The sequence below is a fragment of the Paraburkholderia silviterrae genome (genome assembly GCF_004353915.1).
Taxonomy (GTDB): Bacteria; Pseudomonadota; Gammaproteobacteria; order Burkholderiales; family Burkholderiaceae; genus Paraburkholderia; species Paraburkholderia silviterrae.
Genome location: NZ_SMRP01000023.1, coordinates 87,388 through 103,723, shown reverse-complemented (window position 1 = coordinate 103,723; position 16,336 = coordinate 87,388). Strand labels below are relative to the sequence as shown.

General features: G+C 64.0%; 14 protein-coding genes and 1 pseudogene. 12 read left to right on the top strand and 3 right to left on the bottom strand.

The window, feature by feature from the left end; translation table 11 throughout:
• The first annotated feature begins 6 nt into the window (after positions 1-6).
• The 8 genes from ybaK to EYW47_RS31410 all read left to right on the top strand — a co-directional run bounded on the left by ybaK (position 7) and on the right by EYW47_RS31410 (position 8,792).
• Positions 7-528 (top strand): Cys-tRNA(Pro) deacylase, encoded by a 522-nt coding sequence (gene ybaK / locus EYW47_RS31445; RefSeq protein WP_133198709.1) that lies wholly within the window; start codon positions 7-9, stop codon positions 526-528.
• Positions 529-729: 201 nt separating this feature from the next.
• A complete protein-coding gene (gene plsY / locus EYW47_RS31440; RefSeq protein ID WP_133198708.1) occupies positions 730-1,353 on the top strand; it encodes a glycerol-3-phosphate 1-O-acyltransferase PlsY in 624 nt (207 codons plus the stop codon).
• Positions 1,354-1,744: 391 nt separating this feature from the next.
• Positions 1,745-3,544: a methyl-accepting chemotaxis protein gene (locus EYW47_RS31435; protein ID WP_133198707.1), complete on the top strand. Its 1,800-nt coding sequence runs from the start codon at positions 1,745-1,747 to the stop codon at positions 3,542-3,544.
• 780 nt (positions 3,545-4,324) lie between these two features.
• On the top strand, positions 4,325-5,557 hold the full coding sequence (locus EYW47_RS31430; RefSeq protein ID WP_133198706.1) for a hypothetical protein: 1,233 nt from the start codon (positions 4,325-4,327) through the stop codon (positions 5,555-5,557).
• A gap of 16 nt (positions 5,558-5,573) precedes the next feature.
• A complete protein-coding gene (locus EYW47_RS31425; protein WP_133198705.1) occupies positions 5,574-6,806 on the top strand; it encodes a hypothetical protein in 1,233 nt (410 codons plus the stop codon).
• 193 nt (positions 6,807-6,999) lie between these two features.
• A complete protein-coding gene (locus EYW47_RS42170; protein ID WP_133198704.1) occupies positions 7,000-7,449 on the top strand; it encodes a hypothetical protein in 450 nt (149 codons plus the stop codon).
• 3 nt (positions 7,450-7,452) lie between these two features.
• Positions 7,453-8,145, top strand: coding sequence for a C39 family peptidase (locus EYW47_RS31415; RefSeq protein WP_133198703.1), 693 nt, complete (start codon positions 7,453-7,455; stop codon positions 8,143-8,145).
• Positions 8,146-8,153: 8 nt separating this feature from the next.
• Entirely contained in the window at positions 8,154-8,792 is a 639-nt protein-coding gene (locus EYW47_RS31410) for a hypothetical protein (RefSeq protein ID WP_133198702.1), read from the top strand.
• A gap of 53 nt (positions 8,793-8,845) precedes the next feature.
• Here EYW47_RS31410 and EYW47_RS31405 read toward each other — a convergent pair whose 3' ends face one another.
• Entirely contained in the window at positions 8,846-10,306 is a 1,461-nt protein-coding gene (locus EYW47_RS31405) for an acetate kinase (RefSeq protein ID WP_133198701.1), read from the bottom strand.
• Positions 10,307-10,578: 272 nt separating this feature from the next.
• On the opposite strand from EYW47_RS31405, the pseudogene EYW47_RS31400 reads away from it, so the two are divergent.
• The 3 genes and pseudogenes from EYW47_RS31400 to EYW47_RS31390 form a co-directional block, all read left to right on the top strand.
• Positions 10,579-10,990: pseudogene (locus EYW47_RS31400) on the top strand (citrate/2-methylcitrate synthase); the annotation flags it as partial.
• 795 nt (positions 10,991-11,785) lie between these two features.
• Positions 11,786-12,235 (top strand): DUF2442 domain-containing protein, encoded by a 450-nt coding sequence (locus tag EYW47_RS31395; protein ID WP_133198700.1) that lies wholly within the window; start codon positions 11,786-11,788, stop codon positions 12,233-12,235.
• A 225-nt stretch (positions 12,236-12,460) separates the two neighbouring features.
• Positions 12,461-12,976: an SRPBCC family protein gene (locus EYW47_RS31390; RefSeq protein WP_133198699.1), complete on the top strand. Its 516-nt coding sequence runs from the start codon at positions 12,461-12,463 to the stop codon at positions 12,974-12,976.
• An 87-nt stretch (positions 12,977-13,063) separates the two neighbouring features.
• Here EYW47_RS31390 and EYW47_RS31385 read toward each other — a convergent pair whose 3' ends face one another.
• Positions 13,064-13,549: a YajQ family cyclic di-GMP-binding protein gene (locus EYW47_RS31385; protein WP_133198698.1), complete on the bottom strand. Its 486-nt coding sequence runs from the start codon at positions 13,547-13,549 to the stop codon at positions 13,064-13,066.
• 341 nt (positions 13,550-13,890) lie between these two features.
• Between EYW47_RS31385 and murB the strand changes: the two genes are divergently transcribed.
• Entirely contained in the window at positions 13,891-14,946 is a 1,056-nt protein-coding gene (murB, locus tag EYW47_RS31380) for a UDP-N-acetylmuramate dehydrogenase (protein WP_133198731.1), read from the top strand.
• Between the two features lie 167 nt (positions 14,947-15,113).
• Here murB and EYW47_RS31375 read toward each other — a convergent pair whose 3' ends face one another.
• On the bottom strand, positions 15,114-15,941 hold the full coding sequence (locus tag EYW47_RS31375) for an EAL domain-containing protein (protein WP_133198697.1): 828 nt from the start codon (positions 15,939-15,941) through the stop codon (positions 15,114-15,116).
• Positions 15,942-16,336: the final 395 nt, after the last annotated feature.

Here is a 16,336-nt window from a genome sequence, read left to right as displayed (position 1 = left end):
CCCGCCATGAGCAAATCGAAACACGTCTCCGAAACGCCCGCCACGCAGATGCTGCGCCGCGCCGGCGTCGCGTTCGGCGAGCATCCCTACGAGTACGTCGAGCACGGCGGCACGAGCGAATCCGCGCGCCAGCTCGGCGTGGACGAGCATCGCGTCGTCAAGACGCTCGTGATGGAGGACGAGCACGCCAAGCCGCTGATCGTCCTCATGCACGGCGATTGCAAGGTGTCGACCAAGAACCTCGCGCGGCAGATCGGCGCCAAGCGCGTCGAGCCCTGCAAGCCCGAAGTCGCATACCGTCACACGGGCTATCTGGTGGGCGGCACGTCGCCGTTCGGCACGAAGAAGGCGATGCCCGTCTACGTCGAATCGACCATCCTCGAACTCGACCAGATCTGGCTCAACGGCGGCAGACGCGGCTATCTCGTGAGCCTCGCGCCTGCGGTGCTCACCTCGCTGCTGGGCGCAAAGCCGGTGCAGTGCGCGAGCGTGGCGACGCCCGGCGTGGCGACGCCCGGCGTGGACTAGTGCCCGGGGTCGTGCCCGGTTTAGCGGCCAGGCCAGCACCCCAATGCGGCCGGTACGCTCCCCGATTTCCCTGATTACCCTGGGGTCGCGGCAAGGGCCGCCCGTGCTTCGGTAGAATGAGCGCCTTCGCGCGCGCATCCCCGCATCCCGGCATCACCTTGGGGCCGCCGCGCTTCGTTTCTCTTCCTTCGGGTTTCGTGCATGTACAACCTGTTTGTCGCCGTTGCTGCCTATCTGATCGGCTCGATTTCGTTCGCCGTGGTCGTGAGCGCCGTCATGGGCCTCGACGACCCGCGCTCCTACGGCTCCGGCAACCCGGGCGCGACCAACGTGCTGCGCAGCGGCAACAAGAAGGCCGCCATCCTTACGCTGATCGGCGACGCGTTCAAGGGCTGGCTCGCGGTCTGGCTCACGGCGCGCTTCGGGCCGCGCTTCGGCCTTGGCGAGACGGCCGTCGCGTTGTCCGCCATTGCGGTGTTCCTCGGCCACCTCTACCCGGTGTTCTTCCGCTTTCAGGGCGGCAAGGGCGTGGCGACCGCCGCGGGCGTGCTGCTCGCCGTGAATCCGGTGCTCGGGGGCGCGACGCTGCTCACCTGGCTGATTGTCGCGTTTTTCACGCGCTATTCCTCGCTGGCGGCGCTCGCGGCCGCCGTGTTCGCACCGCTCTTCGACGTCTTCCTGTTCGGCACGCACGTGACGGCGCTCGCGATTCTCGCGATGAGCGTGCTGCTGTTCTGGCGCCATCGCGCCAATATCTCGAAGCTCATGAATGGCACCGAGAGCCGTATCGGCGACAAGAAGAAGGCGGCTGCGGCAAGCAAGTAAGCGCCGCTTCGTTCTCACATCGTCTTTCTTCGCAGCGGGTTCTTCGGCTTCGTCCCGAGTTCCTCCGCTTCTACCCGCTTCGAACCGCTTCGACGGATTGCGGCTCGCCCTTTGCGCGGGCCGCTTTTGCATTTCTCGGCGACAACTCTCCGCCGCATGCATGGCCGCCTCCTGCGGTCCATCACCTGAGCCGCCTTCGGCTTCGCTTTCTCTAGCTCGCTGGGCATCGTTCGGCCCGCGCCTTGCCATGCGAGCGCGGACCGATTCGTTCGCGCCCCGATAAATCCGATTCAAGTCCTTCGCGCCGGACGCCGTAAACGCGTGGGTTATCCCTTTATCCCAACGCTTACCGCATTCGATTCACTCATTTCCCTACGGCGCTTCCCCATCTATGTTCACCACAATTCGCGCGCGCATCGTCGCGCTATGCGTCGTAATCGTCGTCGTGGCGCTGGCGGCCAATACCGCGCTCGACTATTTCGTTGCCAACTCGCACAACCGTGATTCGGTCGACGCCACGCTCTCGGCCGTCGAGGACGGCCACGCCCAGGGTATCGACGAATGGGTCGCGAGCCACGCGCGGATGATCGATTCGCTGCAGGACGCGGTGCTCCAGCCCGATCCGGTGCCCATGCTCAAGCAGATTGCCGCGGCGGGCGGCTTCACCGACGTCTACGTGGGCTACCCCGACAAGACCGCGAAGTTCGGCGACTCCGCCGGCATCCCCGCCGACTACGATCCGACCGGCCGCCCCTGGTATCAGCAGGCCGTCTCGGCGGGCAAGGCCGTGGTGACGCCGCCTTATCTCGATGTGGCCACCGGCAAGCTCGTGGTGTCGTTCGCCGAGCCCGTGATCCGCGAGGGCGCGCTGAAGGCCGTCGTGTCCGGCGACGTGGTGATGGACAGCGTGATTGCCAATGTGCGCGCGATCCATCCGACGCCCGCGAGCTTCGGGATGCTGATCGACGGCGCGGGCCAGATCGTCGCCCACAACGACCCGAAGCTCACGCTCAAGCCCGTGACGGACATCGCGCCCGAACTGGCCGGCGAAAAGCTGGCTGCGCTGTTTTCGGCCAGCGCGCCGCTCAAGGTCGACGTGGGCGGCGACACCAAGCTGATGCGCGCGCAGCCGATCGCGGGCACCGACTGGCGCGTGGTGGTCGCGCTCGATCGCGCCGACGCCACGGCAGGCATGCGCTCGTTGCTCACGGCCTCGCTGGGTGCGCTGGTGGTGATTGCGGTGATCGCGGCGCTGGTGGTGGGGGCGGTCGCGACGGTGTCGTTCCAGCGCCTCTCGCGCGTGCGCGACGCGATGGACGCCATCGGCAAGGGCGAGGGCGATCTCACGCAGCGCCTGCCCGCGGTGGGCAACGACGAAGTCGCGCAGATCGCGCACGCGTTCAACGTGTTCATGGACAAGCTGCGCGCCGTGATGCGCCATATCCGCGACGCGAGCGAATCGGTGCGAACCGCGAGCGACGAGATCGCCGCGGGCAACATCGACCTCTCGGGCCGCACCGAATCGGCGGCGGCGAGCCTCGAAGAAACGGCGGCCTCGATGGAGCAGATCACGGCGACGGTGGCGCAGTCCGCGAACGCCGCGCAGCAGGCGGACGTGACAGCATCGTCGGCATCGGTGGTGGCCTCGCGCGGCGGCGCGGTGATTTCGGATGTGGTCGACACGATGGGCGCGATCGAGAACGCTTCCGTGAAGATCGCCGACATCATCGGCGTGATCGACGGCATCGCGTTTCAGACCAACATTCTCGCGCTGAACGCGGCCGTGGAAGCGGCGCGCGCGGGCGAGCAGGGCCGTGGCTTCGCGGTGGTGGCGGGCGAGGTGCGCAGCCTCGCGCAGCGCAGCGCCCAGGCGGCGCGCGAAATCAAGGCGCTGATCGAGTCGACGGTGGCGAGCGTGAGCTCGGGCTCGCAGCTCGTGCGCCGCGCCGGCGAGACGATGGACGAGATCGTGGCGAACGTGTCGAACGTGACCACCATCATTTCCGAGGTGACGAATGCGGCGGGCGAGCAGACGCGCGGCATCCAGGAAGTGAACCGCGCGGTGAGCCAGCTCGACGAGATGGTCCAGCAGAATGCGGCGCTCGTCGAACAGTCGACCGCGGCGGCCGCGGCACTGCGCGGCCAGGCCGCGAACCTCGCGCAAGCAGTGGGGCAGTTCAAGCTCGATTGAGTCTGCGCGGCAGTCCGCGAGACGACGGCGGGAACCGGGCGGCGCTGCGGCGCCGCTTTTTTTTTGCGTCGATGATCGCAAACAGTCACTTGCGGATCTGTAATCGACTCATCCGCTCTGCCGTCAAGATTGAATCTGGCCTGTGTGTCCGGTGTTGCACAAGCCGAACCGCGAAATGTTCTGAAATGTATGGTGTCACACAGAAGGCTGTCACGCGTTCATCATAATAGGTGTGTGCAAAACAGATACTTCATGAAATAGCTTTTTTCATGTAATTAAAAACGTAGTCCTCGCGTATTGAGATGTTGCTAAAGCAACGAGGAGATGAAAACGATACGTTCTGGCTTGGCTTCCGACGTTCTCTTTTGACCTTGCCTGCATCGGTCGGGAATAACAGGAATCAAGCCCGACAAGGCTTTCAACCCGAAAAGCTCAAGCTGTCACTGCATGAATGGGCCCGAGTCCTTTATTTCATTGAATCAAAGATGAAACGTTTATTTATTCTCTAATCAGTCTTGGAAAGATCGCGTATCCAACTGAATTTAAAGAATTTTTTCGGGCTGATGATGATCTGGAACCGGCGCAATGCCGGTTTTGGTGTTGCACTTTAGAAACATAAAGGCCAGGCAAAAACCCTGATAAGAGAATGCTGCTTTGCGGCAATTGGAAATTTCCCTTTTGTTTCAATAGCTTAGTGGCATGGCACCACCTATGCATCGCGAGGCGGCGGATTGGCGCAGTCAGCTAACCCGCTCCCCCTCGGCTCAACAGGAGGTTCCTATGCGCAAGACAATACTCGCGTCCGCTGCGGTCCTCGCCTTAGGCTTTAGCGGTTACGCATCAGCAAACCCATGCAGTGCCAACGACAGTTCCTGCGATCAGTCGTCCATAACCGGCAACAACGCGCTGAGCAGCAGCGCATCGTCTACTCAAGCGTCGACCAGTGGCAGTAACGCCAACGAAATCGCTTCCGGCGCATCGGTTTGGCAGGACAGCAACAACAGTACGAAGGTTGTCGCATTGAGCAAGCTCGACGGCGAGGTCACGGGTGTCAGTGTCTACGGCATTGGCAACCAGGCCGGTAACTGGGGCAGCGCCGCGGGTGGCGCCGGTGGCAAGGGTGGTAAGGGCTACGGCGGTGACGGCTACGGCGGCAACGGTGGCAACGGCGGTGCAGGCGGCAGTGGCGGCAGCGGCGGCAGCGCGAACAATGGCGGCGCTACGTCCGGTAACGCCCATAACGGCAGCGCAACTGCCGGCGACGGCAATGCGGGAAGCGGCGCGAAGGGCGGCAGCGCGCACGCCGGCGGTACGCAAGGCGGTGATGGCAGCGGCCATGGCGGTTCGGCCGGAGCGGGCAGCCTCGCGGCTGGCGGCTTCTCTGTTGGCCATGGCGGCGGCGTTGGCGGCAACGGTGGCGGTGGTGGTGGCGGCGGAGCCGGCGGTAACGGCGGTGGCGCTAGTGCGAACCATACGTCGGTCGCGACTTCGACGTCGCCTGGCGGCGCGGGTGGCGCTGGCGCAGCAGGTGGTGCAGGCGGTGGCACGGGTGGCGCAGTTGCCAGTGCCGGCGGCGCAGGCACGACCGGCGCGAGCACGGCAACGGGCGGCGCGGGCACGGGCGGCGGCGGTGCAGGAGGCGCAGCGACGGCTACGGCGGGTGCTGGCGGTGCAGGCGCCGCAGGCACAGGCGGTAGCGCGACGAATGGCGGCGCAGCCACCGTGGCGAGCAACGGCAGCGCAACCGCGGGCAGTGGCGCGCTCGGTGCGGCAGGCGGTGCGGGCGGTACTGGCGGTGTAGGCACTGGCGGCGTAGGCAACGGAGCGGCCGGCGGTGCTGGCGGCGCCGGTGGAGCCAACACCGTCAACGCAGGCACGTTCGACATGGCCAATGCGATGACGGGTGCGGCCCAGTCCGCAGCAGGCATCGTGGTCATGAGCCAGAACAGCGGCATGGCATCACTTGTGCAGCAAGCCGTTACTGTGCAGGCGAACCTGACCGTTGGCCACTAGCCAGCAGGAGGCTCTCATGCGAAGAACTCTGATGGCGACGGCCGCGCTGTTGGCTCTTGGGGTTAGCGGATACGCGATGGCGAACCCCTGCAGCGACAACTCCCAGTCCTGCAATCAGCAATCGTCGTCCGGCGCGAACACGCTGAGCAGTACCGCAAGCGCCAACCAGGCCTCAACGACCGGTGACAACGCCAACGAGGTGGCGTCGTACGCCAATGTGAAGCAGGACTCCTTCAACAACACGAAGTCCGTGGCGCTGAGCAGGCTCGATGGCTCGGTGACAAACCTGGGAGTCACGAGCATCGGCAACCAGGCGGGTAACTGGGGCAGTGCCGCCGGCGGCAATGGCGGCAAGGGTGGCACTGGGTACGCCGGCGCGGGTGTAGGCGGCAATGCCGGCAACACGGGTGCTAGCGGCGGCGGCGGCAAGGGCGGTACCGCGATGAACGGCAGCGCCACGGTCGGTAGTGCCAAAAATGGCAGTGCGACGGCCGGTGATGGCAATGGCGGCAACGGTGCCGCTGGCGGCTACGCAAGTGCTGGCGGCACCCAGGGCGGTAATGGCTCTGGACGTGGCGGTGGCGCAGGAGCCGCAGCTGTCGCGTTGGGCGGCTTCTCGGCAAGCGCAGGCGGGAACGCCCAGGCGAACGGTGGCCATGGCGGCTCGGGTGGTACCGGCGGTAGCGGTGGTGGTGCTACGTCGAACCATAACTCGACCGCTGTCGCAATATCGGCCGGCGGCGCGGGCGGCTCGGGCGGTGCTGGCGGTTCCGGCACTGGCACGGGCGGTACAGCCGCCTCCGTGGGCGGTGCGGCCACAACTGGCGTGAACACTGCAACAGGCGGAGCGGGCAGCGGTACCGGCGGTAATGGCGGTGCTGCGACCGCAACGGCGGGTGCAGGCGGTGCTGGCGGCACGGGCACCGGCGGCAGCGGCAGCAACGGCAGTTCGACTGCGCTTGCCACTAATGGCAGCGCAACCGGAGGCGCCGGTGCGGCCGGGGCAGCGGGAGTCGCGGGCGCAGCGGGTGCTGTCGGTATCGGCGGTGTCGGAAACGGTGGCGCCGGTGGTGCTGGAGCTGCAGGTGGCTCCAACTCCGTCGATGCTGGCACGTTCGACATGAGCAACTCGATGACCGCCGCAGCGCAATCGGCAGCCGGCATCTCTGTCATGAGCCAGAACAGTGGCATGGCATCGCTGGTGCAGCAGGCCGTTACCGTGCAGGCGAATTTGACTGTCGGGCATTGAACGACAGCATGGTTCAAGCATGAATACCGGGGGGTAGGTGCCGTGGGGCGCGCAGCAAGGCGCTCCACGGCAATTTCCCAACGCTCGCGTGAATGACGTGACCGGTGCATTGCCGGCAATCCGCGAGGCTGGGTCTCAGACATCTGGATCGTGTGCGGTCGACGCTGGCTGCACATAGGCCAAGGAGAGGTCCATGCAAGTGCAAACGAGAGTTTCGCTGCTCGTCATTCCAGTCGTGATTGCCATGCACGGTTTGGCCGCATACGCGGCGGACGATGCGCAATCACCGCCACAACCTGTGCAAGCCGCTGCGACCGACGTGGTTGTGCCAGCGGCTGGCCCCGAATCCGTGACGCCTGCAACGTCGGCTGCCGTATCTCCGGACGCCCAGCAGCCGGGCTTTGGCGTGGCGATGACGACTGATCAGCTGGACGAATATCGCGGTGGCGATGCGCTGATTGGTCAGAACTATTTGAACGGTACGCTTTCGGATAACGTCGCCAACAAGGTGGCGACCGGCTCGAACACGATCAGCGACGGGTCGTTCGCGAGTTCGAGCGGCTTGCCGACCGTCATCCAGAATACGGGTGCGAACGTACTGATCCAGAACGCGACGGTGTTGAACGTGCGTTTCGGGAACTGAGCAATGAAGCGCATCGCAGCGTACCTCGCATTCGCGCTCGCGTGCGAGTTCTGTCTCGCGGCGGCGCACGCCGACCCTATCGACGTCACCGATCCGGAGGGTGGGTATTACTCGCTGCATGTGACGAGCCTGAAGGAGGCCCGCTTCAAGTGGACCATCAGGCAGCAATACGATTTCAGCTGCGGTTCAGCGGCAGTGGCAACGCTGCTGACGTATCAATACGATTATCCGGTGAGCGAGCAGCAGGCGTTCGTTCAGATGTTCCAGCACGGCGATCAGAACAAGATTCGTCGGGAAGGATTCTCGCTGCTCGATATCCGCAGCTTCCTGATGTCGCTCGGCTTTGAGGCCGACGGTTATGAAGTGCCGCTCGAAAAGCTCAACCAGACAAGCACGCCCGCGATCGTGCTGATCGTCGACCACGGGTACCACCATTTCGTGGTCGTCAAGGGTGTGCGCAACGGACGCGTGCTGATCGGCGATCCGGCCACCGGCACGCGGGCGCTGTCACAGGAGAGCTTTGAGGAAAAGTGGCAGGACCATGTCGTGTTCGTCATCCACAACAGGCATGAAAAGGCGAGGTTCAACGATCCACGTGACTGGCACGTCGCGCCGGATGCGCCGCTTTATACCGGCATTCCGCGCGAAGGTCTGTTCAACGTGGTCGTACCGAAACTCGGTCCAGGTGAATTCTGAGGGCAGCGATGAAACCCGCACACCCGAAGCTTGCCGGCATTGTCACAGTGGTATGTGGCAGCATGTTCTCGTTCGAAGCAGGCGCGGCCATAAGCGATTCGCCGGCGATCGCGACCGGGCCGGTCAGTACGATGCAAAGCGCGCCGCAAGCCGCACCGCGCGTTCTCGAGACTGGCGATGCGAAGCCTGCGTGTGAATCACGGACGGACGATGCCGACCCGGCGTGGGCGTCCGCCGATCTCGTGGCGGTTAGCGAGAGCCGGCTGGACGACATGCGCGGCGGGTTCGATTTGCCGTCCGGTCTGATGGTGTCGTTCGGCATCTCGCGTGCCGCGTTCGTGAACGGCAATCTTGTCGCGCAGACGAGCTTCAACATTCCGAATATCGCCACTATGACAGCCCAGCAGGCGCAGCTGCTCGCGGGAGCGAATACCGGAGCGCTGATCCAGGTCGGGCCGAACAACTCTGTGCAACCGTCGGCGCTGCCAGGCGTGACTGGCGCGGTGATCCAGAACACGTTGAGCGGCCAGCAGATCCAGGCGCTTACGACGATCAATACGAGCGTGAACTCGCTTGGCGCGTTCAAGGCGATGAACTTCCTTTCGACGTTGAACAGCGCGCTCACCGGCGCGGTGCGCCCTCGCTAGAAGCGCTAACGCATTGTTGCGGGGGCGTTGTTGGCTTGGGGCTTAGGAGCGGATCAGAACGACATCGGTACACGCAGCGTGAGCGTCAGGTCCGGCGTGTCGCGCGTGAGGCCGGCGCCGATCGAAAAGTTGAGCGTGGTCTTCGGCGTTATCCGGTACGAATAGCCGATCAGCAGCGTGCCGAGGATGACGCGCACCGAGCCTGGTACCGTTTGCCCATTCTGCGAGGTCGGCAACACGATGCTTTGGTCATAGCCGATACTGACCGACGCCTTCTCGTTCAACGAGAGGCCCATGCCGATATTGAATCCCCAGATATCGCCGGGCTGAATGTTGCCGAGAAACTCGGTCTGTCCATTGAGCAGCGTGAGACTTTCGTCCTTGCCGAAGCTGTGCAGGTAGCTGAAGTTGCCGAAGAACACGACCGGGTCGGAAGGGAACAGCCACGTGAGGCCTGGCTGGATCGCGAGAAAACCTGAGCCTGTCGGTTGCTGCAGCGGCAGGCCCGTGTTGGCGGTCGTGCTTGCAACACAGGACACCACGCAGTCGGTCACGACGTCGAACGGGCTCTTGCCCGTCGCGGTCTTCAAGCGCAGCCAGCCTATGTAGTAGAACTTGTCCGGACCGCCTTGATTGAACTGATAGCGCAACGTCATTTCGACGTCGCCGATGTCGTGGCCGCTGCTGCTGATGGTGGTGTTCGCGGCCGTGCCAACGAAGGGCTCGCGCGCGACGACATCGTTGGTCTGGTACACGTATGGCACACGGACCTCGAACTCCATCCGGTTCGTGATCCCGTAGCGGAACGCGAGGCCTCCAGTCAGCGTGGTCGTTTTCACCTCGTTCACATTGATGAGCCCGATCAGCAGCGCCGGAATGATCGTGTACCCAACGAGTGAGACCTGGTTTTCCGACGCATAGCTGAACTGGAAGTACGGCTCGACGACAAACGTATGGCGTGGCGTAAGCACGCCGGGCTGATCGAAGATCGGGGCGACGGCTGGCGGGTGTGTGTCCGCGACGGGTGCCTGGCCGACCGGTTGGGCCGGTGTGGCTGCCTGGGCCTGTGTGCCTTGGGCCGCGTTGCCGGCATTGGAGCCGGCGTTCTGGTCGCTCTGTGCGGTGGCACCGGGTTGCGCGTTCGAGGGTGCGGCCGCCTGCGTGGCCTGGTCGGCCTGGACTGCCTGCGCCGCGGCGGTCGCGCCACCCGTTGCCGGGGTTCCCACTGGCAGTCCATTGACATCCGTGCCACCGGTGGCGCGCTTACTTTCGAGTTGCCTTGAATCCAGTGAACGGCTGAGCCGCTGAAAATTCGCCTCTTCGTCAGAGAGTTTGCGCTTGAGGGCTTCGAGCTCCTTGATGCGCTGATCGACTTCGTTGCGTAGTTCCTTGATGTTCGCCTGGTCAGCCTGCACAGCCTGCGTTTCGAGCGACTGCGCATGCGTTTCGACGCTAAATGCTAGCAGTGCCGCGTAACCGATGGCGCTTATTTGTCGAAATGGCACGCACTTCATGGGTTTCTCCATGTCAGGCTTGCAGTTCTACTTCGATACACTTCGACAACAGACAGGCACTGGCGACGAACCAACGTATGCCGCGGGCGCTGGGCACGGACGGGAACCCTGAAGACATGCCGCCGTGGGGCGACGTCGATGAGCGCTCGACCTTGCGCGCGAAAGCATCGCTACCGTCGCCGTGTTTTGCCATCAGGACCAGGGTTGCAACTCCGCTAGTCATTGCAAAGACGGACCCATAAAGACTAGTGCAGACGCGCTCCAAATTCCAGGATCCGTGCTACCGCGAAGTGTCGGCGACCCACTTGCCAGTAAAGCTGCCGACGGTAGTCGCCATGGCGCACAAGTACAGCATCAGCCAGCCGTTTGTGTATCCGCAGAACGATCTGTCATATAGCGCGAACTTCATGCGCATGATGTTTTCGAACCCGCGCGAAGAATACAAGGCCAAAGACGTGCTCGTCTGTGCGCTCGGCCGCATCCTGATTCCGCACGCTGAGCACGAGCAGAACGCGTCGAGCTTGACGGCGCGTCTAGCTGGTTCGTCGGGTACGAATCCGTTTGCGTCTAACCTGGCCAGTATCGCGTGTCTGTGCGGTATAGCACACTGCGGTGCGAACGAAGTGGCGCTGTACATGCATAAGGAGATCGGTTCGGTCGACAGCACCCGAGTTCATCAGGCGGGGGCGTTAAAAATCGTGGGGTAGAGATTCGCCCGCCCGCTGGAAATCGCTGAGGAAAACGGCGGTCCAGGCAGGAAGGACGGTGAGCCGGCCGCGTCTTGTCTGGTGATCCCATAGTCGTAGCTACAAGGGGCTGGCGGGTCATGCAAAGACTTAGGAAAACAAATTATTAAAGGAGAATCCGGGGTGGGTATCGCAGTGTTTGCTCTAGCGGGTGATATGTCGATACTGAATCTCGTCCGGAGGAACATCGCATTCGTTACCACCTAGTAGATGACTGGTCGCCCGCCCACTCCGAATAGCCATGTCCTGGAAAGCATGACACCCAGCTGAACATCGTGCATTCCGTGTTCTAACCGCTGCGCTTGCGCCTATGCCGGATGGCCGAGGTTACTCGCGAGGCCATGCCGCTTATGCTCGCTCATGTTGTTTCCTCTCGGCGACGGGCTCGGGCATCGGCTCGAATCTGCTCCGCGCTTGATCCAGTGCAAACGGCCGTGTGTCCCGCGGGGCCGCAGGGCACTCCAAAAACCCAACGTTAGGTTATTCTCGAAGCCATGCCCACAGTTCTTCGCGTACTCGGTGCCCGGGTGGTCATCTTTCCAAACGACCATTCGCCGGCGCATGTTCATCTCGTGAGTCCGCAAGGCTCGTGTGTTTTCAACCTCAATTGCCCGAGCGGCCCTCTGGGGTTGCGCGAGCGCGTCATGCTTGCGCATCACGAGGTCGCCCGTCTCGCTGGCGCGATCGAACCCGAAATCGGCCGCCTGTGCAGGGAATGGCAAAGAATCGAAACATGGAGAATGCAAACATGGTCGACATCAGCCGCGAGCAATTCGAAGCCGCGACCCGGGCGGCACAAGCGAGTCCGGTCGCGGTTGCCGCGCGGTACAGCCGCACGCATCACAAGCTCGAGGTCGCGTTCGCGAACGGCGTGAGCATTGCCGTGCCCATCGCGCTCATTCAGGATTTTCAGATGCTTGAGAAGCCGCCTACGGCTGCGCAGCTTTCGGAGCTCGAGATCTGGGGAGGCGGGCAGTCGGTCTTCTTCCCTCGGCTCGATCTGCTCGTCTGGGCGCCGGGGCTGCTGCAAGGCGTCTACGGATCGAAAGCGTGGATGCGCGAACTCGCGCGCGCCATGGGCTCCGTCACGTCGCCCGCGAAGGCCGCTGCCGCCCGTGCGAATGGGCGCAAGGGCGGCCGTCCGCGCAAGAAGCCGCCGGCCTTGTGCGCACCGCACACATGATTGGGGCGCCAGCCGATGCACCGTGCTCCCCCGCCGAGCTTCCCCATTTGTTCGCCTTGACATGCAACCATGAGGTTGCATAATTAAGTCCATGAACGACGAGGTCGTATTTCGCGCGCTTGCGGATGCAAGCCGCCGTCGCTTGCTGGATCGGCAAACTCGAGCACGCGCGCGTGGAGGCGCTCGTCGAGCTCAAACGCTTACGCGAAGGAGAAGGAGATCGCCATGAGCAGCAGTGAAGGCCACACGGCCGGTGCAGGTGGCGCAAGCGGCGTGACCGTCGCGGCGGGCGAATCGACGTTCGTCTACGTCACGTTCATCCGCGCTACGCCGCAAGTGCTATGGGAGGCGCTCACGAGCCGTGCGTTCACGGAGCGCTACTGGTTCGGCATGCACCACGAGTGCGAGTGGCAGACGGGCGCGTCGTGGTCGCTGCGCTTTCCCGACGGCAGGGTGGCCGATTCGGGCGAGATCGTCGAGTCGGATGCGCCACATCGTCTCGTGATCCGCTGGCGCAACATGTTCCGCCCGGAGCTGAACGCCGAGGGCGATTCCCTGTGCACGCTCCAGATCGAACCGGTGGAGTACGCCGTGAAGCTCACGCTCACGCACCGCATGGGGCGCCAGGGCTCGAAATTCATCGAGGCGGTGTCGGGCGGCTGGCCGCGCATCCTGTCCAATCTCAAGACGCTGCTGGAGACGGGTGAGGCGCTGATGCCGCTCGTCGCCACGGACGACTAGCGCAGCAGGGCGCGGCGGCATTGAAGAGCCGGCGGGCGTCGCCTCTTTGTGAGCGATACCGGGAAAACCGGGACAGAGCCAGACGAATCAGTCGCGGAAGTTATTGAAGTCGAGCGGGGTATCGGTCACGTCCTTGCGCAGCAAGGCGATCACGCTCTGCAGATCGTCGCGCTTGGCGCCCGTGACGCGCACGGCGTCGCCCTGGATGCTCGCCTGCACCTTGATCTTGCTGTCCTTCACGAGCCTGACGATCTTCTTGGCGAGGTCTCCCGAGACGCCCTTTTTCACGGTGATGACCTGCTTGACCTTGTCGCCGCCGATCTTCTCGATCTTGCCGTAGTCGAGGAAGCGCACGTCCACATTGCGCTTGGCCATTTTCGAAACCAGCACGTCCTTCACCTGACCGAGCTTGAAATCGTCGTCGGCGAACGCGGTCAGTTCGCGTTCCTTTTGCTCGACGCGCGAATCCGAGCCCTTGAAGTCGAAGCGCGTGGAGATCTCCTTGTTGGATTGCTCGACGGCGTTCTTCACTTCGATCATGTTGGCTTCGCTGACGACGTCAAACGATGGCATTGCTTTCTCCCAAAAGTGCGAGTGGCGCGCGAGCCGCACGAATCGTGCGCTAGCGTGCCGCAGCCGTTTTGTCCGGCTGCCTTTACGGCGATATGCCCAGTACTCGCTATAATCACGGACCGACGCCATTTTACCGGCGCCGTCGTGTTTGCCCAAGGCTGCGCAGTGGCGGCCCCGCAGCCAGTGTGCCTGGGCTCGGCCACACGTCTTCGCATCGGCTCGCATAGCTTCTCGCACTCGCTGGTGCGTGCACGCCACGGCACCGCGTTTTCCAGTGTGCGTTTTTCGCTTTCAGCGCCCGTTTTTCCGTCTTCGGCTTTTTCGTGTCACATCCATCCTCGATGCCCGTTTCCGCCACGTCCGTCGATCCGTCCCCGGTGTGGTTCGCCGCCGGCTATCCGCTGCGCGCACACAACACCTTTGGCTTCGACGTGCGCGCACGCCTCGCATGCCGTATCGGGAGCGAGACGGATCTGGTCGCCGCCGTGCGGGACGCGCGTGCCCAGGGCCTGCGCACGCTCGTGCTGGGCGGCGGCAGCAACATCGTGCTCACGCGCGACTTCGACGGCCTCGTGCTGCTCGTCGCGCTGGCGGGCAAGCGTGTGACGCGCGAGGACGACGACGCCTGGTACGTCGAAGCAGGCGCCGGTGAGAACTGGCACGATTTCGTGACGTGGACGCTCGAAGCGGCCATGCCCGGCCTCGAGAACCTCGCGCTGATCCCGGGCACGGTGGGCGCGGCGCCCATTCAGAACATCGGCGCCTATGGGCTGGAAATGGCCGAGCGCTGCGCGAGCGTGCGCGCGATCGAGCTGCAGTCCGGCACGCCGTACGAGTTCGATGCCGCCGAATGCCGCTTTGGCTATCGCGACAGCTTCTTCAAGCGCGAAGGGCGTGATCGTTTCGTGATTACTTCGGTGACCTTCCGGCTGCCAAAGGCATGGCAACCCAACGCCGGTTACGCCGACCTCGCGCGCGAGCTCGCGCAACGCGGGCTGCCCGAGGCGCAATGCGCGCGCGACGTATTCGACGCCGTGGTGGCGGTGCGTCGCGCGAAGCTGCCCGATCCGCTCGTGCTCGGCAACGCGGGCAGCTTTTTCAAGAATCCGGTGATCGACGCGCCGCAGTTCGACGCGCTCGTCGCGCGCGAGCCGCACATCATTTCGTATCGCCAGGCCGACGGCCGCGTGAAGCTCGCCGCGGGCTGGCTGATCGATCAGTGCGGCTGGAAAGGGCGCGCGCTGCGCGCGGCGGCCGTGCACGAGCGCCAGGCGCTCGTGCTCGTGAACCGCGGGGGCGCCACCGGCAACGATATCCTCGAACTGGCCCAGGCGATCCGCCGTGACGTGCTCGTGCGTTTCGGCGTGGAACTCGAGCAGGAACCCATCAGCCTGTAATCCCGCCTGTAGCCGCCGCCTTGCAACCGCGCTTGCAGCCGCGCACGTAGCCAATTCCGGCGCACGCGCGGCTTTCGCACTTCTGGGCGCCCGCCTGGGGACTCACTACGCCGCGCCCTTCGAAGCGCGGCGTTTTTCCAGCCAACCGGCTTCTGGCTTGCCCCGAGCTACGCCGCGCTGTGCTGCGTAGCGAACACGGGCCCTTGCACGAAGCGCACATCGTACTGCTGCAACTGCTCGAACTGCGCGGCGTCCACCACGCGGTTGAAGATCAGCGGCATGCGCAACCGCGCCGCATAGCTCACGAGCGGCTTCACCATCGAATCGCGCAGGGCCGCGCTCGCATCCATCTTCACGAAGTCGAGCCGCGCCATGTCGGACACCGAAAGAATCTGCCCCGCGTTGGGCAGATTGCCCGCCACCTTGAATCCATAGCGCTGGTAGCTTTTCGTCAGATAGCCGACGAAGGTCCGATGCGCGACCGCCGCCGCCGGCAATTCGATCACCACGCGCCCTGGGTTCAGGCCGAACGACACCAGCACGTTCGAGAAGTGCCGCCCATGGTCGTATTTCACGCTCTTGAGCAGCCGCTCGTGAACGCGCAGAAAGAGCAGCCCATGCTGCTGCGAGCCAAGAAAGTTGATCGTGTGCAGCGCGCGCACGCAGCGGTCGAGCGCGACGAGCTCGGGGTCGTCGAGCGTATCGGCGAACGGGTCGAAGGGCTCGGTCTTGCCGTCGTGCTCGTGCAGCGTCACCGCCTGGTAGCCGAGTTCATCGCCGAAGCGCGAGGCCAACGCGAGATCCGCCGTGAGCGACTGCGCGCCGCCGTGCACGCTGATGTCGTAAATCGGCTCATAGGCGCTCAGAAGCTCCACGCCGTTGCGGCGCGCGACGGCTTCGGCGCTATGCGTGCCGACGCCCAGCCTCAGGTGCTCGCCGAGAAACGGGTGGTTGGCGGCGCGGGCGACGAGCTCGGGAATGGTCGGAGCAATCATGACGCGAAAGTGAGGTGGCGACAGGCTTAATGAGATAAGCGCGGGCAAGCGGCCCGCGCCGGTTCGGTTGTTGCGGCTACGGGGCCGCATGGCTTGATGGTAGCAGCCCGTGGCGCTCCAACATGCACCGATTAGTGATAACGATATCCATGCAAGAGCGGATTTCCGGCCGGCGAGAGGGGGAGGTTAGGGTTTACGTTGAATTTCACTAATCATAATCCGTTTTACTATTCGTAAATCGCGCGACGGGTTCTGTCGGAGGAAGCCGACGCGTCTTGCCCGTAGAACCGGATCATTCGTGCCGGCCCGAGGTCGCCCGTCCGGGCGCCTGCGGCGCGGCAGAACGTGGAGAGACAGTGATGAACGCACCCTTGCGGGACGCAACCCAGGCGGCG